The organism is Rufibacter sp. JT20002, assembly GCF_056491185.1.
Genome location: NZ_JBSZJY010000004.1, coordinates 458,839 through 481,855 on the forward strand (window position 1 = coordinate 458,839; position 23,017 = coordinate 481,855).

At 49.8% G+C, this 23,017-nt stretch carries 18 protein-coding genes; 3 read left to right on the plus strand and 15 right to left on the minus strand.

The features are described 5' to 3' along the window. Window position 1: 1 nt before the first annotated feature. On the minus strand, window positions 2-5,266 hold the full coding sequence (locus ACW9SV_RS18735; protein ID WP_479558295.1) for a PAS domain S-box protein: 5,265 nt from the start codon (window positions 5,264-5,266) through the stop codon (window positions 2-4). Window positions 5,267-5,406: 140 nt separating this feature from the next. On the opposite strand from ACW9SV_RS18735, the gene ACW9SV_RS18740 reads away from it, so the two are divergent. Both ACW9SV_RS18740 and miaA read left to right on the plus strand, forming a co-directional pair. Further along, window positions 5,407-6,492, plus strand: coding sequence for a glycosyltransferase (locus tag ACW9SV_RS18740; RefSeq protein WP_479558296.1), 1,086 nt, complete (start codon window positions 5,407-5,409; stop codon window positions 6,490-6,492). After that, window positions 6,489-7,424: a tRNA (adenosine(37)-N6)-dimethylallyltransferase MiaA gene (miaA, locus tag ACW9SV_RS18745; RefSeq protein WP_479558297.1), complete on the plus strand. Its 936-nt coding sequence runs from the start codon at window positions 6,489-6,491 to the stop codon at window positions 7,422-7,424. The genes ACW9SV_RS18740 and miaA overlap by 4 nt, the downstream gene beginning before the upstream one ends. A gap of 99 nt (window positions 7,425-7,523) precedes the next feature. Here the strand turns inward: miaA and ACW9SV_RS18750 are convergent, their stop codons facing one another. Next, window positions 7,524-8,579 (minus strand): aldo/keto reductase, encoded by a 1,056-nt coding sequence (locus tag ACW9SV_RS18750; protein ID WP_479558298.1) that lies wholly within the window; start codon window positions 8,577-8,579, stop codon window positions 7,524-7,526. A gap of 207 nt (window positions 8,580-8,786) precedes the next feature. Then, complete coding sequence (gene pfkA / locus ACW9SV_RS18755; protein ID WP_479558299.1) at window positions 8,787-9,758, minus strand: 6-phosphofructokinase; 972 nt, start codon at window positions 9,756-9,758, stop codon at window positions 8,787-8,789. 300 nt (window positions 9,759-10,058) lie between these two features. Here pfkA and ACW9SV_RS18760 point away from each other — a divergent pair, with 300 nt between their 5' ends. Further along, window positions 10,059-10,490, plus strand: a complete 432-nt coding sequence (locus tag ACW9SV_RS18760; RefSeq protein WP_479558300.1) for a tellurite resistance TerB family protein — start codon at window positions 10,059-10,061, stop codon at window positions 10,488-10,490. A gap of 23 nt (window positions 10,491-10,513) precedes the next feature. Here the strand turns inward: ACW9SV_RS18760 and ACW9SV_RS18765 are convergent, their stop codons facing one another. The 12 genes from ACW9SV_RS18765 to ACW9SV_RS18820 all read right to left on the minus strand — a co-directional run bounded on the left by ACW9SV_RS18765 (window position 10,514) and on the right by ACW9SV_RS18820 (window position 22,901). After that, window positions 10,514-11,146 (minus strand): hypothetical protein, encoded by a 633-nt coding sequence (locus ACW9SV_RS18765; protein WP_479558301.1) that lies wholly within the window; start codon window positions 11,144-11,146, stop codon window positions 10,514-10,516. Between the two features lie 101 nt (window positions 11,147-11,247). Next, complete coding sequence (locus ACW9SV_RS18770; RefSeq protein ID WP_479558302.1) at window positions 11,248-13,005, minus strand: SLC13 family permease; 1,758 nt, start codon at window positions 13,003-13,005, stop codon at window positions 11,248-11,250. Between the two features lie 159 nt (window positions 13,006-13,164). Further along, complete coding sequence (locus tag ACW9SV_RS18775) at window positions 13,165-14,358, minus strand: aspartate aminotransferase family protein (RefSeq protein ID WP_479558303.1); 1,194 nt, start codon at window positions 14,356-14,358, stop codon at window positions 13,165-13,167. Window positions 14,359-14,696: 338 nt separating this feature from the next. After that, complete coding sequence (locus tag ACW9SV_RS18780; protein WP_479558304.1) at window positions 14,697-15,155, minus strand: Spy/CpxP family protein refolding chaperone; 459 nt, start codon at window positions 15,153-15,155, stop codon at window positions 14,697-14,699. A gap of 10 nt (window positions 15,156-15,165) precedes the next feature. Continuing rightward, on the minus strand, window positions 15,166-15,609 hold the full coding sequence (locus tag ACW9SV_RS18785) for a hypothetical protein (RefSeq protein ID WP_479558305.1): 444 nt from the start codon (window positions 15,607-15,609) through the stop codon (window positions 15,166-15,168). Window positions 15,610-15,641: 32 nt separating this feature from the next. Further along, the gene (locus ACW9SV_RS18790) at window positions 15,642-16,181 is read right to left on the minus strand and encodes an RNA polymerase sigma factor (RefSeq protein ID WP_479558306.1); all 540 of its coding nucleotides are present in this window, start codon (window positions 16,179-16,181) and stop codon (window positions 15,642-15,644) included. Between the two features lie 194 nt (window positions 16,182-16,375). Then, window positions 16,376-17,329, minus strand: coding sequence for a transketolase family protein (locus ACW9SV_RS18795; RefSeq protein ID WP_479558307.1), 954 nt, complete (start codon window positions 17,327-17,329; stop codon window positions 16,376-16,378). A gap of 1 nt (window position 17,330) precedes the next feature. Beyond that, entirely contained in the window at window positions 17,331-18,728 is a 1,398-nt protein-coding gene (locus ACW9SV_RS18800; RefSeq protein WP_479558308.1) for a vWA domain-containing protein, read from the minus strand. Window positions 18,729-18,780: 52 nt separating this feature from the next. Further along, entirely contained in the window at window positions 18,781-19,638 is an 858-nt protein-coding gene (locus tag ACW9SV_RS18805) for a transketolase (RefSeq protein ID WP_479558309.1), read from the minus strand. Window positions 19,639-19,778: 140 nt separating this feature from the next. Next, the gene (gene bcp, locus ACW9SV_RS18810; protein WP_479558310.1) at window positions 19,779-20,225 is read right to left on the minus strand and encodes a thioredoxin-dependent thiol peroxidase; all 447 of its coding nucleotides are present in this window, start codon (window positions 20,223-20,225) and stop codon (window positions 19,779-19,781) included. Window positions 20,226-20,386: 161 nt separating this feature from the next. Then, entirely contained in the window at window positions 20,387-22,303 is a 1,917-nt protein-coding gene (locus ACW9SV_RS18815) for a M23 family metallopeptidase (RefSeq protein ID WP_479558311.1), read from the minus strand. Beyond that, window positions 22,290-22,901, minus strand: coding sequence for a fumarylacetoacetate hydrolase family protein (locus ACW9SV_RS18820; protein WP_479558312.1), 612 nt, complete (start codon window positions 22,899-22,901; stop codon window positions 22,290-22,292). The genes ACW9SV_RS18815 and ACW9SV_RS18820 overlap by 14 nt, the downstream gene beginning before the upstream one ends. Between the last annotated feature and the right edge of the window lie 116 nt (window positions 22,902-23,017).

Here is a 23,017-nt window from a genome sequence, read left to right on the forward strand (position 1 = left end):
GTTAGTTTGATAAGATTTTATTTCGATAGTTCGCTCTAAAATTAGTAAAACTTGACTCTAAATCAGAGAAGGTTGTTGTAACAAATGTGAATTTCCCTTTTTTGATGTCGTGCTCCAGTTCCTGCGCCAGGGAAGAAACGGAATCAAGACCTAAGGTGGAAGCTGTACCTTTGATTTGATGCAGTGTACTTAAAATACCCTCATAATGTTGTGCGTCCACTTCTTTTTTGGCTTCTTCTAATAATTCTGAGGTTTCTTCCTCAAAGTCAACGTACAATTGAAGGGCAAAATCATCACCCCCAATGCTCCTAAGCTGCTCAACCACACTCATATCCAAGGCTAAGTCTCCCTCAGACTGGACTGGAGTTTGTTCTGAAATTTTTTCGCCAACAGGGGCTTCAGGCTGCACTCCGTTCCCGTACCATTTGAGAATCCGGTCATGAAGGTCAGAGATTTTCACCGGCTTTGAGATATAATCATCCAATCCTTCATTGATGAATTTCTCTGCGTCATCTTTCATGGAGTAAGCCGTCATAGCCACAATAGGCGGACAGGCTGGTCCCATCAGCTTTTTAAGCTCATGGGTAGCGGTCACGCCATCCATCTCGGGCATTTGGATGTCCATAAAGATAAGGTCATACCGTTTTTGCAGGGCACGGTCAATGGCTTCATATCCGTTGGAGGCCACATCAGCGTGGCACCCCATCCGCTCCAGCAGCTTTATGGCCACCTTTTGGTTTATCTGGTTGTCATCCACCAACAACAAAACAGGTTCAGGATCAAAGGTGCCCACCTCTTCCAGTTCCTTAAATAGCTGTAGCTGTTCATGGATCTGGGAAATGTTTTCTGCCTCGTGGCACCGAATGGTGAACCAGAAAGTACTTCCTTTTCCGGCCTCAGACTCTACCCCAATCTCACCACCCAGCAACTCGCTTAGCTGTTTGGAGATAGCCAAGCCCAATCCGGTTCCGCCAAAGGTTTTGGAGGAAGAATTATCTAATTGGGTGAAGTTGGTAAACAGCAGGCTGATATCCTCTTCATTTATGCCTATTCCTGAATCTTTTACCCGGAACATCAACAGGTGCTCATCTGCTTCTCCGCCCACTCTGCTTACCTCCACGCTCACACTGCCCTCATTCGTGAACTTGATGGCATTGGAAGTTAAGTTGGAAAGAATCTGTAATAGGCGGGTCTCATCTATTACAATATACCGTGGCGTATCCTCAGAAATAGTGTAAGTGAAGGTAAGGTCTTTCTGCACCGCACGGTTCGCAAAAAGCGCATGTATCTTCTCTAATGAATTGAAAAGGTCTATGCCAGACTCGTTCAATTGCAGTTTTCCTGCCTGAATTTTGGAAAGGTCTAGTATATCATTGAGGATATCTAGCAGGGCGTCTGAAGAGGTACGCAGGGTATTGATATAGTCTACCTGTTCCTCGTTCTCGGCGGAATGGTGCAGTACGTCAATCATCCCTATGATCCCGTTCATTGGGGTCCTGAGCTCATGGCTCATGTTGGCGAGGAACTGGTTTTTCACCTGAAGGGAGTTTTCAGCCAGTTCTTTCGCCCGGATCAGCTCGCGTTGGGTGTCTTTGAGTTCGGTGATGTCGCGGCAAACACCTTCTATGGCAACAGGCTGCTGCTCCTCGTTCAGAATAAGGCGGGAGTTGATGAGTACCTCAATTTCCTGTTTCTGCCGGGTGAGCAGAGATGTTTCAAAGTTGCGCACGCTTTTCTGTTCAAAAAGCATTCTCAGCAATTCATCTCTGTCTTTTGGCTGCGCATATAGGTCGTTCACCTTTAAGCTCATGGCTTCATCCGGGGTATACCCTAACACTTCCTGCACCGAAGGACTAATTAGTTGGAAGTCTCCTTCCATGTCTGTTTTGTAGTACAGGTCCTGGAAAGACTCAAAGATCTGACGGAATTTTTCTTCGTTGACAGCCAAGGAAAGCTGGGAAATCTTCTTCTCAGTTATATCTAAGGCAATAGCTGATACATCTTCAAAGCTGCCATCTTCCAGGTAAATAGGGTTGAGCAGAACCTCACGCCAGGCGCTGGTGCCATTAGGATGGCGCAGTTCTACCTCAAACTGTTGGAGTTGACCCGCAAAGGCTGACTCATATTTTTCCTTAATCACTTGGAAGTAGTCTTCAGACACCAAGGCACCTACCAAATGGCTCAGTTTCAATCCTAACGCCGGCGAGATTTCAGTCCAGGACTGGATTTCGTTTTGGAAATTCTGGTTGAAAGAAGTGAGTTGGTACTGCCGGTTAATAGACCACATTAAGTGGTTTCCGCTTTCAAAGATGGCTTTGAGGCGGGCATTCTGGATATTGATCTGCTCCTCGTTCCTTTTCCGCTCAATCGCCAAGGCTACCTGGTTTGAGATAAAGTGTAGGATCTCTATGTCGGTTTGTACGTAGGCCTCTGGGTTTTTGTAGTCCCGTACGGCAATCACCCCAATGATGCGCTCGCCAATGGAGAGGGGGGAGGAGAGCATTACCTCCGGCACTACCCCGTTTACCTCCACCTTTCCGGCATTCACTAACTCCATGAAATCGGCTTTGGAGGCGTAGAGCGGTTTCCCGGTTTTGATAATGTACTCGGTCATGCCCATGGAGAATGGCCGAGGGGCGGCGGGTACATTGGAGAGTTGGTCTACATAGTATACAAAGTTGATCAGCTCTTTTTCTTCATCAAACAGAGCAATGTAGAAGTTGTGGGTCTCGATGATTTTGCTCAGTTCCCGGTGGATGGCGCTGTACAAAGAGGGCAAATCCTTGGAACTGATGGCCAGGTTGGCGATGCTGTAGTACACCTTCTGCAAGCGCTCTGCCTTGATCCTATCGGTAATGTCGTGGAGGATGGCCCGGGTGGCAATGGGCTTGCCGTCCTGCCAGCTACAGTTGATACTGCCAATCAAGTGGATAGGCTTTCCGCTCTTCGTCAAAAAAACGGTCTCAATCTTGTTGACATCTTCGCCCTTGTAGAGGTTACGAAGCTGGTAAATCAGCTTGGCTTTGTAGTAAGGGTGCACAATGTCATTGAGCGTAAGGTTCTCAATGTCAAAGTCGTTATAACCCAGTTTCTCTTTCCAAGCACGGTTTACGAAAATGAATTTATTATCAGTGGAAATATTCTGGATCAAGTCATGGGCATTGTCAAACAAGTCCTGCAGCCTGACCTTGTTGTCTTTCAAGGCTTCCATGGCAATGCGCTTATCGGTCATGTCCTTACCAACGGCGGTGATGCCCACCACTTTGCCTTCCACATCCATCTCAAACATGATGTTCCAACGCAGGATCTTCACCGACTGTGATTTGGTGATCAGGTCCCACTCATAGTAGCTCCGCAGGGACTGGTTCTGTAGGGCTTTTTTGATTTCCTGGATTCGGGTGGTTCTTTCCTTTTCAGGCACAAAAAGCTCGTAGTAATTCTGTCCCACCACTTCCTCGCGTTTGTACCCCGTGTACTGCAGGAAATAATCATTTACGTACACCACGCGTAAGTCAAGGTCCATGCTTACGTAAGCCAGGTTCACCTGACTCAGGAAGGAACGGAACTGGTGCATAGACTCCCGCAGCACCTCTTGTCGGCGGATAAGGGCCTGCGCTTCTTTGCGCGAGGTGATATCCCGCACAATGCACTGCACAAAACTCACCCCTTCCAGTAAAATGGCGCTAAAACTGATTTCACTGTCCAGAATGGTGCCGTCAGATTTTTCTATGCGCCACTCCAGGTTTCTGGGCTGGCCATCCAGCAAGGTGCTTTCAATAAGTTGCAAAGACTTCTCTACCGAGGAGGAGTTGTCTGCCTGAAGGCCGGGGGAGAAGTCCGCCAGGCGTTTACCTATGATGTTCTGCTTGTCGCAGTCCAGCAATACGGTGGCCTGAAAGTTACAGTCCGCAATCTGAGTATTGTTAAGCAGGAAGATGGAGTCGTTAGAGGACTCAAAAAGGGTTTTGTATTTGCCTTCTGAGTAATGCAGTTCTTGCCGTAACTCAAACCTGGAGAGGTAAGAACTTACCTCAAAGCCTAAAAGATTGATGAATTCGGTGAGGCTGCTGGTCATGTTCATGGCATCATCTATCAACAGAATGATGGTAGCCAGGTAATGTTTGTCTGTGCTGATGGGCATGGCCAGCACCTCGCGTTTATTGAATAAATGCTGGAAATTACGCGAAATGCTTAACAGAGAGCGGTTCTTGTTTTTGTTTTCCAGTTGCGCCAAAAACTCGGGGTTTAGAGCCAGTACGCTTTTCTCTTTGAGCAAGTAAGAATGGTCTCCTTTGTTGCAGACCAATTGCACCAAACGGGTAGAGGGCTGGTACACAAAGACGCCCCCACCGCAAATGTTAGGAAGGGTGATTAATTCGCCCAACACTACAGATAGAATGTCATCAGCGGTTTTCAGGTTCTGGAAAAGCGGTAGAAGCTTCGCCATGAATTCCTGCTGTTCCTGGCGTTGTCTTCCGCCCTCAGAGGTGCCCCGTGAATCTTCCATAGGTTTGGCGGTTCCCAGAATCACTTCCTGCCCAAAATACTTGCCGCATCTGAACGAAAGCAACAGCGGGAAATGGGTTCCGTCGTGGCTTTTGAACCACCAGTCAAAGCGTTGGGTTTGGCCGTCACACGCCTGGAGGATTTTAGTTTTGAAGGCAATCTTTTCAGAGGGGTTTAAGTCAAACGCCTCGTAAACACTTTTACCCACCAGATCCTGCTTTTCTATCTGAATGAGGCCTACTGTTTCCTTGTTCATGTCGATGAACATGCCCTTCTTGTCCAGAATAAACAAAGGCTCATTGCTTTCCTCAAAAATGGTGCGGTAGCTTGACTCGGTGGCAAACATATCGCCGGCGGGCATTACTTCTGCCGAGGCGGCCCTTATCGCAATGTAAAGCAGCTCAAACCCGTCCTGGCATACCAAGCTCTCCTTGAAGTAAAGGAGGTTGGTTTCCTGTACCTTGATTTTAGGCTGAAAGAACCCGCTGATATTCTTCCGCTTGCGTAGCAGCCGCACATTGCGGTCAAATTCACCGCTTTGTTTTTCATCCAGCAATTCTTTGACGTTCATGTCCTCCGGGAAGTCATTTCCCTGAAAGAAAGCCTCTTTGGCTTGCTGGTTTGTGCGCAGCAGAGTTCCGTCTGGAGTGCACACGAACATGTATTTGCGGCTGCCACTCACTTGCTCCGCAAAGTCAATCAAACGTGCGGCGGCGGTTATCTGTGCTGTCCTGTCTACCAGTGTGCTACTCTTTGTCATCTCTGTTGATCTGCTTTATCTAGGGGAGGTCCTTTTCCAGGTAAGCGGCACTTGGCTGGAAAAAACCTATTTTAGCAAAAATAACCTAAAAATTGGTTTTTTTACATAGCAGCCATCGGCATACCGGTTTATCTCTGAATATGGTTAAATCCATTGTTTTCACGGTCACTACAGATCTTACCCATGATCAACGAATGCAGCGGATTGCCGGTACGTTAGCCGCGGCTGGCTACTCTGTTACCTTGGTAGGAAGGGTGCTCCCCGGATCGGCGCCACTTCAGAAAAGGACCTTTCACCAACACCGTTTACGGTGCCGTTTTCTAAAAGGGCCCCTTTTTTACTTGGAGTATAACCTGCGTCTGGTCTTCTGGTTTCTGAAGCATCGGTTTGACGTGTACGGGGTAGTGGACGCAGACACCGCCCTGGCCGGGATCTTTACGGTTGCCTGGCGAAGAAAGCCCCTGGTCTACGATGCCCATGAACTATTCCCAGAAATGCCCGAGGTAATCCACCGGCCGGCAATACGAAAAATTTGGACGATTCTAGAGCGAATGGCTTTCTCCCGGGCCACGCTCGCTTATACCGTAAGTGCCTCGCTGGTGGCGTATTTTCAGGAAAGATATGGCCGAGAAGTGCACCTAATCCGGAACATGCCCTTACGCCAACTCGCATTTGCCTTGCCCCAGAATCCGCCGTATTTCATTTATCAGGGTGCCCTGAACGTGGGCCGGGGGCTGGAAGTCACCTTGCAGGCCATGCAGCACGTGCCAGCTCAATTGATCATCTACGGGGAAGGACCATTGATGCCTAACCTAAAGGAACTCACCAGGGAGATGGGCCTTCAGGAGAAAGTCATTTTCAAAGGAAACGTGGACCCGGCTGCCTTAACTCAATTCACGGCTGCCGCTTGGGCGGGTATCATGCTGCTGGAGAACCAGGGGCTGAGTTATTACTATTCCCTAGCCAACAAATTCTTTGACTACGTACAGGCCGGGATTCCGCAGGTGTGCGTGCCTTTTCCAGAGTACCAATTACTAAATAACCAGCACGAAGTCGCTATTCTGGCAAACACCCAGGTGCAGGAAGTCCGGGCTGCTCTGTTAACTTTGCTCCAGGATCAGGAAACCTACCAGAGGTTACAGCAAAACTGCCTGCGCGCACGGGAGCAGTGGAGTTGGGAAACCGAAAGCCAGACCTTAACCGACCTCTTTGCCCGGATACCATGAAGCAACCTCCCTTTTTAGTTGTAGTAGTAGGCCCTACCGCGGTAGGTAAAACCAATTTCTGCGTACAACTGGCCCGACATTTTCAAACCGAGATTGTTTCCATGGATTCAAGGCAGTTCTTCCAGGAATTAAGCATCGGGACCGCGAAGCCAACCCCGGAAGAGCAGGGAGGAATAGTCCATCATTTCATAGACTCCCATTCCATTCTGGAGGAATACAATGCCGGCGCCTTTGAGGAAGATGCCTTAAGTTTACTCCAGCGGTTGTTTCAGGAGCACCAGGTGGTAGTGGCTACCGGCGGGTCAGGACTTTACGTGCGGGCGCTGTGCGAAGGGTTGGACGAGATGCCTTCGATCTTGCCGGGAGTCCGAGAGGCATTAACCCAACGGTTAGAGGAAGAGGGCCTTCCGTCCTTAGTAAATCAGTTGCAGGAACTTGACCCCGTATACGCTGCCCAGGTAGATGTGCAGAACCCGCAACGGGTTGTACGGGCCTTAGAGGTTTGCCTGAGCAGCGGCCAGCCTTACTCTTCCTTCCGGATCAAAAGCAAGGAGCGTTCACGCGACTTTAGTATCATCAAAATAGGGTTAAACCGGGATCGGCAGGAGCTTTATGACCGCATTGACCAGCGCATGGATATGATGCTGGAACAAGGGCTTCTGGAGGAAGTGAAGCGGCTACTCCCGTACCGCCAGCACCAGGCATTGCAAACGGTAGGGTACACCGAGCTGTTTGACTTTTTTGATGGGGTTTACCCATATGAAGAAGCCGTTCGGTTGCTCAAACGCAATAGCCGCCGGTATGCCAAACGGCAGTTAACCTGGTTTATCCGTGACCCGGAGATCCATTGGTTCCACCCAAATCAGTTCCAACAGGTTTTAACTTACATTAAAGACGAAATAGCAAAAGTAGAAGCAGACCAACAGGAATGATACCTTTTGAGAAGTCTCTAGCCAGAACGATGCCGCTGTTTTTAGGCCCTTTTATTAAAAAAGCTTTAAAACAGCGGCATCTTACATTCGGTTGCTTCCTTACTTCAGCCTTTCTTTAGGGTAGAAGGGGGGAAGCGGATTTAGTTTGGTGTTTTGACGTTGGTGCCAATACGGGTAAATAGGAGGGGCCTCACTGGCGGCGTCTAGTCTTTTCACCTGATCAAGGGTAAGGTTCCAGCCCACGGCACCCAAGTTTTGCTTGAGTTGTTCCTCGTTTCTGGCTCCAATGATAATGCTGGAAACCGTAGGCCGTTGAAGCAACCAGTTAAGGGCAATCTGAGCCACGGTTTTGCCTGTCTCGGCGGCTATTTCATCCATGACGTCTATGATTCCGTAAAATTGCTCCTCCTTCACCACTGCCTCGGGTACCGGACTTCCGCCTTGAGCGATGCGACTGTCCTGGGGCAAAGGTTGACCTCGACGGTATTTTCCGCCTAACCGCCCGGCGGCCAAGGGTGACCAGATGATGGCACCTACGTTCTGGTCCAACCCTAGTGGCATCAGTTCCCATTCGTATTCCCGGTTGGTAAGGGAGTAGTACACCTGGTGCGCCACGTAGCGGTTCCAGCCGTATTTTTCAGAAACTGCCAGAGATTTCATTAGGTGCCAGCCAGAAAAGTTGGAGGCGGCGATGTAGCGTACTTTGCCGCTTTGCACCAGGTCATCCAGGGTGCGCAGGGTTTCCTCTACCGGCGTGTTGCCGTCAAACCCGTGCATATGATAAATATCAATGTAATCAGTATTGAGGCGTTTCAGGCTACCTTCTACCTGCCGCATCAGATGGAACCGGTTGGAGCCTTGGTTATTGGGACCTTCGCCGAAGGGAAAGGTGCCTTTGGTAGAGATGATCATTTTATCCCGTTGGCCCTCTATGGCTTTGCCCAGAATCTCTTCTGACATGCCTTGTGAGTAGATGTCGGCGGTGTCAAAGAAATTTACCCCAGCCTCCATGCAGAGGTTGACCATACGGGTGGCTTCCTCTACCTGGGTGTTTCCCCAAGCTTTGAAGAATTCGCCACCACCGCCAAAAGTGGCCGTCCCGAAGCTGAGCTCCGGGACCTGCAACCCCGATGCCCCCAATTGTCTGTATTCCATTTGTCTTGGTGTAGGATGAATGTGTAAAAACGGTGTTCTTTTCTATTGGTTTAGAAGAAAGTGCATAGCCTTTCCTTAGAACAAAGGAAAGATGAACCATCAAACATCCATTTACTTTTAGCATGAAATGCATAAAGCGTTTTGAGGCCTGTGTGATGAAACAGGCCTCAAAACGCTTTTCACAGTTTGAAAAAGCTCTCTGGAAAATTACACGCTTAATACCTCCACCAGTTTCAGGAAGCTCTCGCTGATTGGTTTTTTCTTGGTGATGGTGTCATGGAAAGGGGTGTAGACGATCTCGCCATTCATCACGCCCACCATTTCATTAGAGCGGCCCGCAATAAGGCCTTCCACGGCGGCCATTCCCATCTGACTGCTCAACAGGCGGTCAGCGGCAGTAGGGGTACCTCCGCGTTGCACGTGGCCAATGATGGTCACCTTGGCGTCCATTTGCGGAAGGGCTTGTTTTACTTTAGCGGCAATCTCGGTGGCTCCGCCTTCATCATCACCTTCGGCCACAATGATAATGAACGAGGTTTTGGATCGGCGCCAGCCTTGCTGCAGGGTTTCAATCACCTCAGACATAGAGGTAATGGTTTCCGGTATCATCACCATCTCGGCCCCGCCGCCAATGGCGCAAGGCAAGGCAATGTAGCCAGAGTCACGGCCCATCACTTCCACAAAGAACACGCGCTCATGGCTGTCGGCGGTGTCTCTGATTTTGTCAATGGCGTCAAGGGCGGTGTTTACGGCAGTGTCATATCCGATGGTGTAATCGGTGCCGAAAAGGTCGTTGTCAATGGTGCCTGGGCAACCGATGATAGGAATGCCGTATTCTTCATGGAAGATTTGGGCACCAGTAAAGGTCCCGTTTCCTCCTATGGCCACAATGCCCTCAATCCCGAACTTGGAGATTTGCTCAAAGGCTCTTTTTCTGCCCTCGGGTGTCTGGAACTCAAGGCACCTTGCTGATTTAAGGATGGTACCGCCTTTTTGGATAATATTGCTCACAGAGTGGGAGAATAACCGATAGATCTCTCCCTGGATCATGCCATTGTAGCCACGACCAATTCCGTACACTTCTAATTTATGGTAAACTGCCGTCCGCACTACTGCGCGAATACAGGCATTCATGCCCGGGGCATCTCCCCCAGACGTAAAAACAGCTATTTTCTTCATCTTAATTTCTAAAACGAGCCGCAAAGTAAGGCATTACCGAAGAAAACTCAAGCTTTTTGCCTACTCTGTCCCCAAAAACTCTCTGGTGGCTTCTTTCTGCTGTCTTCTTGATTCTAAGGATTTTCTGCAATAAGAACCTTAAAAAGAGCTGTGAAGAAAAATATGGATACTTTTCACCAATTGGGGCAGCGATTTTTTATGAAATTTCGTAAATTATATGGTCAAAATGATAATGTGCAATTTTTGCGCAGGACCGAGGCAAGACCGGAAAATATCTTCAACCACCAATCATCTAACTCTATGTTTTCAATTTTTGAAAGTGAGGAAACAAAGCGGCTTAAAAGCCATATTGTTAATTTAGGGGCGTTGGCTAAAATTGATGGGCATATAGACTCGGCGGAGATGGAACACATCATTGCCATTGGTGAACGCAAGGGAATGCGGGCGCAGGATGTGCGGGCTTTACTGGCCAATTGCGGTAACGTGAAACTCACCATGCCCAACAATGACATGGATAGGTTTGACCAGATCTATGACTTGGTGGAAATGATGTTGGCCGACGGCATTGTGGATGACAGTGAGATGGATTTCTGCATTGACATAGCCACCAAAATGGGTTTCCGGAAGGCTGTAGTTGGCGTGCTGGTCAAAAAGATCACCACGGGCGTGAAAGATGGCCTTTCCCGCGAGGAGATCAAGGACGAAGCCATTCATTTTCTGGAGCTTCAATAAAGGCTATCTTTTGCCAAGCCGCTCTAATCTCCAGTTTCGTATTTCCTGAATTTCCCCTTTTCCCAAACGTATGTGGCCGTGTAATTCTCAGCCCCCACTGAGATGCCATCATGCGGTAAAACAATGTCTTTTCTGCGAGTGACATAATCATAGTAACTGTCTGTTTTCTTCGCCAGCCGCAGATACCTGATACTTCTTTTCTTTTCCTCTATATCATACAACTGGTCGTGCTCCAGCAGGTACTCCTGAAACTCATTTGGGGCACTTTTCAAGAAAACGTACACAAAAGCCGAATCCCGCTCCACAATCTGGACGGCGTAGTCTAGATTCTTGTCTCCGTTGAAATCGGCTTGCAGAAAATAGGGGCCTTGCTCTTCCCGTGGGATGCGCTGCACGTCAAAGGTGGTAAGCGTTGGCAGTTGCCAAAGCCCATGGGTTCTGTCCAGGTGAACCTCCAACTCTGCGGGCAATTGTTGCTTTACGTCTACAGGCAGAGTGGTAGTGGCCGTGCCGTCAATCCGGGTATTGGTCACGGAGTCTACTACCTGGTCCAAAGCAGCGGTGTCAGCGGCGGGTGTCTCCGTGGCAATCGTTTCCTGGGCCTTTTCAGGAGAACAGCCCCAAAGCAGTAATAAAAGCGGAAGGATTCGGTTCATTTGTACATCAGTTTGGTTTTGTGTACGCATGAATTCCTTGCGGGGCTACTTTACCGATTTCGGATTTAAGGCTCTTTTCCCTTGAAACGATTAAAACTGTATTACAAAGGCCAGAAAATAGGGACTATGACCAGGATGAGGACAACGAGCAAAAAGGTGAGGCCCGAGCCAATTTTAAGGAAATCTTTGAACGTGTACTTTCCCGGGCCATACACCAGAATACAGGAAGGCTCAAAGGGCGTCACCAGCGAAACCGAAGCCGATAGCATGATGGCTATGGCAAAGCTACGAGGGTTGGCATCTAGTTGAATAGCCGTCTGCAAGGCTACCGGCAATACCACCAAGGCAGCGGCGGCGTTGGACATAGGTTGGGTCAAAAATACCGTTAGAATCGCGAAACCGGCCAGGATGACAATAGTTCCGAAAGGCTCTAGCAGGTTCACAATCCCGTTTGCCAGGAATTTGTCGGCCCCGGTGTTTTCCATGGCCAACCCAAAAGCAGTCATCCCGCCAATTAAGATAAGCAGGCGCCAGTCAATCACTTGGTACGCCCTGTCCGTGGTAATACACTTAAACAAGACGCTCAGTAAAGCGGCCCCCAGAAAACAAATTGAAAGCGGCAACACATTGAAGCTCCCCAGCAAGATGGCCAGGAAAAAGAAACTGAGGGTTAGTATGCCTTTCCGTTTCTTGAACATGATAGGCTTAAACTCATCTAATACCGCTAGGTGCTGATTTGTCCTGATATACTCTAGGCGCTCGGCGGGGCCCTGCACCAACAGCATGTCACCCAACTGCAACTGCACATCGCCAATCTTGGTTCTGATGGTTTCGCCTTGCCGGGATACCGCCAGTACCACCAACCCGAAGCGGCGCTGAAACTCAACTTGCTTTATGGAGTTTTTGAGGAGATCAGATTTGCCGGTGATCAGGATCTCGGCCAACCGGATGTCACCTCCCACCAGATCGTCCTCCACGATCACATCTGCCAGAATCTGGATTCCCTTGGTTTCTTTTACTTTGATGAGGTCGCCCATTTCCCCTTCCACCAATAGCACATCGCTGGGTCTGATACGGGTTCGGTAATCGGGAAGGAAATTCTCCTTGTTCCGGATAATGTTCAGAATCCGGAAACCCATCTTTGAAAGGTCAGAAGTGAACGCCACCTGCCCAATCAAAGGGGAGTCTTCCTGCACCACAATCTCGGTCAAGTAGGTTTTGATGTTGTACCGGGTGGTCAAGGCAATGGTGGCTGTGTTGGGCAACATGCGCTTACCAATGGTCATCATGTAGGCGATTCCTACCACAAAGATGACCAGCCCTACCGCGCTGAACTCAAAGAAACCGAAGGGTTCATACCCTGCCTTGCTCATGTATCCACTCACCGCTACGTTGGTGGAGGTTCCAATAAGGGTACAGGTGCCACCCAGGATGGAGGCGTATGCTAAGGGCATCAAGAATTTCGAACTGCTGGTACGCATCTTCTTGGCTACCCCCACAATGGGGGTAACAAAAAGGGCGGTAACGGTGGTGTTGTTCATGAACGCCGAGACCAGACCCGGGAAGAACATAATGGAGAACAGCAGGGTATTGGGCCGGTGCCCGGCATGGCGCATGAGCCAGTTGACCAGAAAGTCCAGAATACCCGTGTCTTCCAGCGCCGTTCCTATCACGAAAATAGAAGCCAGGATAATGATGAAATCACTACTAAACCCCGAGAAAGCTTCTTCTGGCGTGATGATTTTAAAACTGGTTAAGATAATCAACAGGATGATGGTGACTATATCAACGGAGAGCTTTTCTGAGGCGAAAAGCGCGACAGCAGCCAGAAGTAAGAAGAGAACTAAAGCTATCTCCATAGGGGCAGCGCGAGATTAAACGTGAATGTCGGTTTCTTTGGGGAACGGTAAGAAAGGCCAGTAATAAGCTTATTCTAATTCGTGTCTTGTACTGCTAGAGGGGCTAAAAGGTTCAGGAATAAAATAAAGGGGATTTTGGCTTGTTTTCAGAGAAAAAGCCTAAGAACGCACTTCTTCTTCAATAGCCGCCAGAATGATGTCGCAGGCTTCGTCTATCTCCGGAAAGGTGATGGTGAGGGGAGGGGCAATGCGCATGGATTTATCGCAGAACAGAAACCAGTCGGTAAGGGCGCCTTTCAGGATGGCTTTGTCAATGATAGGTTTTACGACTTCAAAAGACGCAAACTCCACCGCCATCATCAAGCCCAGGTTCCTGATTTCACTAATGGCGGGGTGCACCAAGCGTTCTTTGAACCGAGCGGCCTTGGCGGGTACTTGCGTCAATAAGCCTTCTTCCTGGATTACCTGCAGGGTAGCCAGGGAAGCCGCACAGGAAACCGGATGCCCGCCAAAGGTGGTGATGTGGCCCAGCATAGGGTCATTCTTCAACGAGTGCATGATTTCTTGGCGGGAAATAAAGGCGCCAATGGGCATGCCGCCGCCCATGCCTTTGGCACAGGTAAGGATATCGGGCACTACGTTAAACTGTTCAAAAGCCCAGAAAGTACCGGTCCGGCCAAAACCGCTTTGGATCTCGTCCAGGATGAGCAAGGCGCCCACCTCGCGGCACCGCTGTTGCAACGCTTGAAGGTATTCCACGGTGGGCACCCTTACCCCGGCTTCTCCCTGTACCGTCTCCAAAATAACGGCGGCGGTGCGGGACGTGATTTGGGCCAGATCTTCCGCTTGGTTGTGGCGGATGTGACGTACATCGGGGAGCAGAGGCCGGAACGCCCGCTTAAAGCTTTCTGATCCGTTCAAGGACAAGGAACCTTGGGTGGAGCCATGGTACGCATTCTCAAAAGCCACCAACTCAGTACGGCCCGTGAACCGCTTAGCCAACTTGCAGGCACCTTCTACGGCTTCACTACCCGAGGAAACAAAATACACGTTGTCCAGGCCTGCCGGAAGGGTTTGCGCCAAGGCATGGGCCAACCGGGCAGGTGGGGCCTGCACAATCTCGCCGTACACCATCAAATGCAGGTACTTGTCTAACTGCTCCTGAATGGCCTGTAAAACCCTTGGGTGCCGATGCCCCACATTGCTCACGCCAATCCCCGAGATCAAATCCAAATACTGCTCCCCTGTAGGTCCGTACATGTAAACGCCCTCGGCCCGCTCAACCTCTAAAAGCAAAGGGAAATCTGTGGTCTGGGCTTGGTGTTGAAGGAAAAGCTGGCGGGGAGAAAGCATATTATTTGAATTTTAGTCAGCCGCAAAGATACGAAGATTGCTGGTAGGCGCGGGGTCTTCAAGGAAGATCAGCTGAAAGCAGGGAATAACCAGTTTAAAGAAGAATACTTATCCTTCTTCGCTCACCTCCAACAGTGGAGCTGTGTTCAACATGGCGACGATATGGCCGTAATTACAGGAATGTTTTCCCTACGGGGACAGAGGCAACCCCCTTTCACAAACACCATAAAGGAGGGTGAGTAAGCGGTTCCACATAATTTCTAGGGGCACTTTCCTCAAAACACCTTTAAAACAAAAAGGGAGGCGCAAGCCTCCCTCTCTACACTAAAACCATTTCTTTATTTGCTGGCAGTTTGCAAACGCTCCAACAGGAGCTTTGTGAACTCCCGCTCGGCGCGGTAAAACAAGGCTAACTGTTTTGGGCTGATGATGCGCAGGTATTTGTCCATGTACTCTCTTTCCAGATCCAATTCGCGTTGCCGAAGGTTCAGGCGGGCCTCTAATCCTGCCTGAATCTGCTCCTCAGAAAGGGCGTTTAGGTTCTGCTCTTTGTAAGGACGGCTTTTCTGGCGGAGTTCGTTTCGGCGGCGGTCATGTTCCTGGTAAACGGGCCAGAAACGCTGTGCCTGATCACCAGTGAGGTTTACCTTATCCGTGATGAAGGCGATCTTGGCGGTCTCAATCTTTTCTATGCGTGCCTTGCGTTCTTCGGGCGTCTCTTTTTTCTGGCCCTGCCCGTAGGAAATCGATCCTACCAAAAGCATCAGAAACAGAAACAGCAACTTTATACTCTTCATTCTACTTCTTTTATTGATTCTCCAACTCTTCTTCCAACAACTCCTTTGTTTGCTCTTCACTTATGTCTGAGTTCCTGACATCCAGAAACTCCAGAGACTGGTTTGGTTTGACGGCAGGAACCTCAGCCAGGTCAGCGGTTTCCAAGTCTTCGTGGTTCACCAGATACTGGTAAATGTCTTTCTGCGAGATCTGGGCCATTACCATGTTTGGGGCAGGGGTCGCGTCAAAGTACTGCGTGGCCAGGAAAGACAAGGCAAACACTACCCCCAGGGAAGCACCAGCTACGGCGGTCCTTAGCTGCCAGAACCAAGAAACCGGAGAGGCCGTCTTTGCTGAGGCATAAGCCGTTCGCTGCATAATGCGGGTAGGCAAGGCATCAAAATAATGCTCCGGTACCTTAAACCCCGGATCTTTGGGTAAATCTGCCATATCAAACTCCTGTTTCCTTTCCATCTGTTTCTTAGATGCGTTAAGAGGCCTGTGGTTTAATCTTTTTTTAAATATTCTTCAATTTTTTTTACAGCGATGTGGTAAGAGGCCTTAAGCGCTCCCACCGAGGTACCCAGGATCTCAGAGATTTCCTCGTACTTCATCTCATCAAAGTATTTCATGTTGAAGACCAGCCGTTGCTTGTCGGGCAGACGCAGAAGTGCCTTCTGGAGTTTCAGTTGGATCTCGTCGCCGGTGAGGGTATCCGTGGAATCCAGCTTCTCGGAGAGCTCGGCGGCCACGTCGTGGATGGGCAGAAAGAAGCGTTTCTTTTTAGCGCTCAGGAAGTTGAGGCACTCGTTGGTGGCAATGCGGTAGATCCAGGTGTAGAGCTGAGAATCTTTCCGGAAATTTTCCAGGTGCGTCCATACTTTCACGAACACCTCCTGGGTAAGGTCATCGGCATCGTCATGGTCAATGACCATTTTGCGTACGTGCCAGTACACCTTTTGCTGGTACTTGCGCACCAGCTGGTTAAATGCCAGATTTCTTGAATCTGGGTGCTGAAATTTTTCTAATATTTCTTTGTCTTCCAAAGAATTCTAAAGATTGTTTATTGCTGATGGATTGACTCTGATGGTGTTGATGGGGCCTCCTTTCTGTTTCAGACTATATTTCTAAAAACAGAGCCTGAAACAGAAAGGAGAACTGTTGCTATTATAATAAGACTTTTGATCGCTCCATCATGTTTTGGGTAAGAGCCCAACCATCAGCAATAAACAATTCATGATTACTTACGGGCCATTACCCGCTGAACGGCGGCCACAATGCTTTGCTCGTTCAAACCATACTTCTCCATCAACTGTTCCGGAGTGCCGCTCTCCCCGAAGGTGTCGTTCACAGCCACAAACTCTTGTGGGGTAGGCAACTGCTGGGCCAACACGCGGGCCACTGACTCGCCTAGGCCACCCATATAGTTATGCTCCTCGGCGGTCACCACGCAACCTGTCTTGCGCACAGAGGCTAAAATGGCTTCTGTATCTAACGGCTTAATGGTGTGAATATTGATGATCTCGGCGTCAATGCCTTGCTCTGATAACAGCTTACCGGCCAGAATCGCTTTCCAAACCAAATGCCCGGTGGCAAGGATGGTCACGTCTTTACCTTCATTCAACATCAGGGCTTTGCCAATTTCAAATTTCTGATCGGCAGGGGTGAAGTTAGGCACTACCGGACGGCCAAAGCGCAAATACACCGGACCTTCGTATTCGGCAATAGCGATGGTGGCGGCTTTGGTTTGGTTGAAGTCACAAGGGTTGATCACCGTCATGTGCGGCAACATTTTCATCATGCCCAAATCTTCCAGGATCTGGTGCGTGGCGCCGTCTTCCCCCAGCGTCAAACCCGCATGGGAAGCGCAGATCTTTACGTTCTTGCTGGAATACGCCACACTCTGACGGATTTGGTCATACACACGGCCCGTAGAGAAGTTAGCGAACGTACCAGTGAACGGGATCTTACCGCCAATAGTCATCCCCGCGGCCAGACCAATCATGTTGGCTTCGGCAATCCCTACTTGGAAAAAGCGCTCGGGAAACTCCTTTATAAAATCGCCCATCTTAAGGGAGCCCACCAGGTCGGCGCAAAGGGCTACCACGTTAGGATTCGTGCGGCCAAGTTCCAATAGGCCCGCCCCGAAACCGGAGCGAGTATCTTTAGATTCTGAGTATGGGAAGTCCTTCATCTTAATTGAAAAGTTTTATCGTAGTCGTTAAATTCGATTGAATACTGAAATTCTTTACATCTGTAAAGCGGCTTCCTTTAGCCGATTTGATTCTGTACACCACCCGGTAACGGCCCGGCTGTAAAGGTACACTTATCTTACTGCTGCCCTCGGGCAGATTCCAGAGCCATTCCTGGGTGCCGTCGTTCTTAATCAAGTACAGACTGCCGTAGCCTTTCAGGTCCTGGGTGATGTTAAGGGCACCCGGGGGCGGGAAGGTGATTTCGGTGGCTTGACCTTGTTTAATGGTGACGGTTCTTTTGATGCGCGGCAAGGTCAATAGCTCTACCTCATAAGTGCCCACCAAGTATTTGTGCTGACTGGGAAATCGTTGGGTCTGCAGAAATTCCTCATCGCCTTTGGCCCTGACCAAAGCTGTCATGGAGCCGTAGGAAGTGGGTGCGTCTTGCCGCAGGTACAAATAACCCTGAGGAGCTTTTACTTTGAATACATTGTGCTGACCGGGTTTAATGTCCAGGTTTCGCAACTGTACAGCCGGCAGAGTGTTAACTACCAAATTATAGGAAAGCAGAGCGTCTATTTCCAGCATGTCAGGTTTGCCCGCGGCATCCAGGTAGTGCACAAAGTTATACTCCGGCTGACCCGTCACGTTGTTCAGGAAAGTCATGTTCACGTTGGTTTCGACCGGCCTGCCTGCTTCATCTGTCAACTCCACCGATACGGTCGTTTTCTTCAGGGCGATTTTTATTACATTGTCCAGCACCTGTTGAAAGGTCTTGATGTCTGAGGCATTGTAATACTGGCCCATGCAGCCAAACTGCTGCGCATATCCCGGGTCATCGCCCAAGCCAATGATAAAAGGCTTCAAGAATACCCGCTTTTTCTGCAGAGCCAGCGAGGTAGCACAGGGATCTCCGCCGCAGCTTTCCAGGCCGTCGGTGATGATGATGATGACGTTACGCGAGTTAGGGTCCTTGGGAAAGTCATTCGCCGATTGCTCCAGGGAATACGTGATAGGGGTATTTCCTTTGGGCACAATCTGCTGCAGCTTTTTCTTGATGTTTCCGGCATTATGGGCCGCAAACGGAACCTCCAGTTTGGTGTCTTTGCAATTCTTGAGGTTTACCGGGGTTTGGTGCCCGTAAACACGCAAGGCAATCTCCAGGTTGGCGTAGGTGTCCAAGGAATCGGCCATACGGGCGAGCATGGTTTTGGCCACTGCCCATCGTTGGCTGGCTTCCCATTTGGCCAGCATAGAGCCGGAGGCATCCAACAAGAACAACAAGCGGGTTTTCTTGGGCGGCGGGGCAGGGGCGTTTTGCGCAGCAGCAGGCAGGGCCAGCAAACCTCCTAACAAGAGGCAGACACACCACAGGCAAACAGAACGCACCAGTTTCATACCGCAGAAGAAAATAGGGGCAGGCACGTCAAAGCCTGCCGGTTGAGGTCAATTAATAGTCGTTGAGGGTTTCTTTGAGCTGAACCAGGGCTTGCTCTAACTGGGCGTCATTTGGCGCCACGCCGTGCCATTTGTGCGAGCCCATCATGAAGTCAACGCCGTAGCCCATTTGGGTATTCATGAGAATGCAGATGGGTTGTCCCTGGCCTGTCAAAGCTTTGGCTTCATCCAGCACCGGAATCAGGCTGGCAAAGTTGTTTCCGTTATCGCAGTTCAGCACTTTCCAGCCGAAGGCCTCAAACTTGGCCCGAAGGTTTCCTAAGCTCATCACCGCGTCTACCGGACCGTCAATCTGCTGGCCATTGTAGTCTACTGTCCAGATGAAGTTGTCTACCTTGTGGTGGGCGGCGTACATGGCGGCTTCCCAGATCTGGCCTTCCTCCAACTCACCATCGCCGGTTAACACGTACACCAATTTATCGTCTCCGTTCAGCTTTTTCACCTGGGCGGCGCCAATGGCTACCGATGGACCTTGACCCAGTGAACCAGACGCGATTCTGATGCCCGGTAAATGCTCCTCGGTAGCCGGGTGCCCCTGTAAACGGGAGTTCAGCTTCCGGAACGTGGCTAATTCCTTAGGGTCAAAGTAACCGGCTCTGGCCAGTGTGCTGTACCATACTGGTGATATGTGCCCATTGGACAGGAAGAACAGGTCTTCGCCGATGCCGTTCATATCAAACTCGGGCTTGTGGGTCATCTGCCGAAAATACAGCGACACCAGAAATTCGGTACAGCCCAGTGAGCCGCCCGGGTGCCCTGAGTTTACAGCATGCACCATGCGCACGATGTCGCGGCGTACCTGGTGCGCCACGTTCAGCAGTTGATCCGCGTCGTAGTTGAATGGATTCATATGAATGATGTATTGATGTAAGGTTTGAAATTGGAAAAGCCGTTCTTCGGTAATATCTGCTTTTCGCCTGATTTAAGCAAAGTGCCCTGAAAACAGCAAAGGGCTGCCGCTCCCGTTTAAGGAGTGGCAGCCCTTGAATATTACTTCAGCAACTGGGCTGTATGGTTCTTGGTGTCTACCTTAGTGATGATGTCTTCAATGGTACCTTCCTCATCTATCACGAAGGTGTAGCGCATGGTGCCCATGTATTTACGGCCGTACATGCTTTTCTCCTGCCACACGCCGTATTTCTCCACAATCTCGTGCTCGGTATCGGCTAACAGCGGGAAAGGCAGGTCAAACTTCTGGATGAACTTCTGGTGCGATTTTTCATCGTCTACGCTTACCCCTAACACCACGTAACCTTTAGCCAGCAGGGCATCATAGTTGTCACGCAGGTTACAGGCCTGGGCGGTACAACCGGGCGTGTCGTCTTTAGGGTAGAAGTAAAGGACTACTTTCTTCCCTTTGAAATCACTCATTTTCACCGGCGCACCGTTCTGGTCTTTCACCTCAAAATCTGGGGCCGCATCACCTATTTGTAGCATGCTTTTTATTGTTAATTGTTTGTTGTTGATTGTTGTTTGCTCAGTTTACGAAAGCAGGCTTTGGAGCTGGTTTCTGAAAAAAGCCCCTAAATGGCTTCTGCTCTTAAATGACTTTGAGGGTCTTTGTTTAGAAAACAATCAGCAACCAACAATCAGCAATATTAAATTTTTGTGGTGTAAACCGCTTCGTTGCCCATAGCATCTTTCACGCGCAAAACCACCTCTCCGGCCAAAGGTACAGTTTTATCTAACTTCTCTGAGGTGAGGGTAGAGGTTTTGTGCTCCCACTTGAGCAACAGCCATTGGCCATTGACCTCGCAGTTCCAGGAAGAGATGCCTGACAGGTTATCCCAGATTCTGAAACTGATCTGGTTTGCCGATTTGCTGTTAAGCTTGATGGTAGGAGCCACGGTGTCGGTCAGGACTTTGAACTTGCCCAAGTCTCGAGCGCTAAACGTGATGGCGTCTCCGTTCCAGGTGCCGCCCAGGAAACCAGCTCCTTTTCCCCAGCCCAATGCATAAACAGCAGCTTTAGATTTATCAACCGGCAACTTAGCGGGCCTAATGGTCACTTTAGCCGGCTGGAAAAGCGTTACCAAGGGGTTGTTGATGCTGAAAACATCTTGCGCATCGCGGTTGGTTTGCAGGATAAGGGTATCATACAAAGAGTTTTCCCGGAAGGTGATGTCCATGTAACGGTTGGAGTACAAATACTCTGTGCCCGGAGGTACCAGGTGGTTAAACGGAAACCGTACGCGGGTACCAGTCACCTCAGCAGAATCTGGCAAACCTCCAATCATATTGTACAGGTACACCGATCCGGCCTTTGTCGTGTAAGACGGAATTACGGCATACTTGTAATTGCCAATGTACAGATCCAGGTTTCGGGCTTCTTTGGCGGTATCGGCAACGGTGATCTTCAGGAAGCTTTCCATCACCTCGTGCCCGATCTTAGGTTTGGTTACCTGCGGGGTGCCCATGGCTTTGTAGGCAGAGCTCTCTCCTTTGATAAAGAAGCGCAGTTGGGAGATGTTCTTGTTAGAGTCAAACAGGTCGGCTACTACCTCATACACTTTGCCTTCCTCTACCCTAAAACGGCCTCGGTTATGGTCTATTTCGTAAATGGGCAGCGTGTTGCCATCGGCTACGTACAGGCGCTGGAACGCGCGGTTATTGATCTTAAGAACCGGGAAGTTGATGTGCGCTGAAACCTGGCGTTGCTTTTCAAAGGGTATGCCGTCAATGTTGTGCCGGTATATGGTTTCGCCGTTAATTTTGAGCTCCATGGCCTGCACCCCGTTGGTGTTAGCGGCCCCGTTGTACTGGTCAATGGCTTGAATCTCCAGTCCCAAGAGACCAGAGGCCGAAAGGGTATCAGCAATGGTATAGGTGGAGCCCTGCTTCACCGGCGTGAACTCGCGGCGCGTGAATTCTCCTTTTACCCGCGCGTCAATGCTCTGTGGGATCAAGGCAAAGTTATAGACGGTAGGAGGGATCTGGTCTACAATCTCGGCAAAGCCGTACCGCAAGGGGTTAAGCAGGTTGTCTTTGGCATCGCGCACCTCAAAGTGGAGGTGGGGCCCGCCGGAACCGCCCGTATTACCAGAGTACGCTATGATGTCGCCTTTCTTCACCGGGAATTGCGACTCGTTGAAAAACGCCTCTACATCAAAATCCTTTTTCTGGTACTGCAAGGCCAGCATGTGGTCTCCCAAGGCCGGGGCAAAATGGTGCAAGTGGGCGTAGGTGGTCACCAAACCGTTGGGGTGGGTGATGTACACCAGATTGCCGTAACCATAGCTGGAGATTTTTACGCGCGAAATGTAGCCATCTCCGGCGGCATACACCGGCAGACCTATCTTGCCTTCGGTTTTGATGTCAATGCCGCCGTGGAAGTGGTTTGGTCGTATTTCACCCATGCTCCCAGATAGAAAGTTCTGGGTGCCGGGTTTGATAGGGAACGCAAACGGATTGGCGGTAAAAGGAGCTGGGGGAGTAGGTTGGGCTTGTGCCATGGCTGCTCCGCCGGTTCCCAAAAGAAATGCTACTAGGTAATGACGTACGCTACTTAACTTCAAAATTCAATAGGTTTTTGTCTTCAATGAACGCCTCAAGTCTGTCTCCTATTTTAACCGGGCCCACGCCTGCTGGCGTTCCCGTGAAAATCAAGTCGCCTTTCTTAAGCGTGATGAACCGGGACATATACGCCAGAATCGCGCCGAAGTCATGAATCATCATGCCTGAATTTCCCTGCTGCTTCAACTCGCCGTTCAGCTTCAGGCTGAAGTTGATGTTGTCAAACGCCGGGAACTCTTCTACCGGTAAAAAGTCGGAAATAGGGGCAGAGCCGTTAAAGCCCTTGGCCAGGGTCCAGGGCAGGCCTTTCGTTTTTGCCTTCGTTTGCAAATCGCGGGCGGTAAAATCAATGCCTATGCCAATGGCGTCAAAATACTTGGCCGCGAACTTGGGTTGAATGTTCTTGCCTTCCTTGCTGATGCGCAGCACCAACTCCACCTCGTAATGAATATCCGTGCTGTAATCTGGGAAGTAGAAAGGTTCGTTGTTGCGCAGAACGGCGGTATCTGGTTTAAAGAAAATCACGGGCTCGTCTGGTACCTCGTTTTTCAGCTCAGCAATATGTTCGGCGTAATTACGACCAATGGCAAGTATTTTCATGAGGAAATTTTTTGTTTTCAAAGATAGGACATTCTCCCTGCCGCCTCAAGCCTGTCAAAAAGACTTCCTCAAAAATAAAATTGGCATGGAATTGTATGTGGGAATAAACATAGATT

Bases quoted from the DNA above. Each gene is read 5' to 3' on its own strand.
- ACW9SV_RS18735 (WP_479558295.1), bottom strand. From the start codon at position 5,266: ATGACAAAGAGTAGCACACTGGTAGACAGGACAGCACAGATAACCGCC.
- ACW9SV_RS18740 (WP_479558296.1), top strand. From the start codon at position 5,407: ATGGTTAAATCCATTGTTTTCACGGTCACTACAGATCTTACCCATGAT.
- miaA (WP_479558297.1), top strand. From the start codon at position 6,489: ATGAAGCAACCTCCCTTTTTAGTTGTAGTAGTAGGCCCTACCGCGGTA.
- ACW9SV_RS18750 (WP_479558298.1), bottom strand. From the start codon at position 8,579: ATGGAATACAGACAATTGGGGGCATCGGGGTTGCAGGTCCCGGAGCTC.
- pfkA (WP_479558299.1), bottom strand. From the start codon at position 9,758: ATGAAGAAAATAGCTGTTTTTACGTCTGGGGGAGATGCCCCGGGCATG.
- ACW9SV_RS18760 (WP_479558300.1), top strand. From the start codon at position 10,059: ATGTTTTCAATTTTTGAAAGTGAGGAAACAAAGCGGCTTAAAAGCCAT.
- ACW9SV_RS18765 (WP_479558301.1), bottom strand. From the start codon at position 11,146: ATGAACCGAATCCTTCCGCTTTTATTACTGCTTTGGGGCTGTTCTCCT.
- ACW9SV_RS18770 (WP_479558302.1), bottom strand. From the start codon at position 13,005: ATGGAGATAGCTTTAGTTCTCTTCTTACTTCTGGCTGCTGTCGCGCTT.
- ACW9SV_RS18775 (WP_479558303.1), bottom strand. From the start codon at position 14,358: ATGCTTTCTCCCCGCCAGCTTTTCCTTCAACACCAAGCCCAGACCACA.
- ACW9SV_RS18780 (WP_479558304.1), bottom strand. From the start codon at position 15,155: ATGAAGAGTATAAAGTTGCTGTTTCTGTTTCTGATGCTTTTGGTAGGA.
- ACW9SV_RS18785 (WP_479558305.1), bottom strand. From the start codon at position 15,609: ATGGAAAGGAAACAGGAGTTTGATATGGCAGATTTACCCAAAGATCCG.
- ACW9SV_RS18795 (WP_479558307.1), bottom strand. From the start codon at position 17,329: ATGAAGGACTTCCCATACTCAGAATCTAAAGATACTCGCTCCGGTTTC.
- ACW9SV_RS18800 (WP_479558308.1), bottom strand. From the start codon at position 18,728: ATGAAACTGGTGCGTTCTGTTTGCCTGTGGTGTGTCTGCCTCTTGTTA.
- ACW9SV_RS18805 (WP_479558309.1), bottom strand. From the start codon at position 19,638: ATGAATCCATTCAACTACGACGCGGATCAACTGCTGAACGTGGCGCAC.
- bcp (WP_479558310.1), bottom strand. From the start codon at position 20,225: ATGCTACAAATAGGTGATGCGGCCCCAGATTTTGAGGTGAAAGACCAG.
- ACW9SV_RS18820 (WP_479558312.1), bottom strand. From the start codon at position 22,901: ATGAAAATACTTGCCATTGGTCGTAATTACGCCGAACATATTGCTGAG.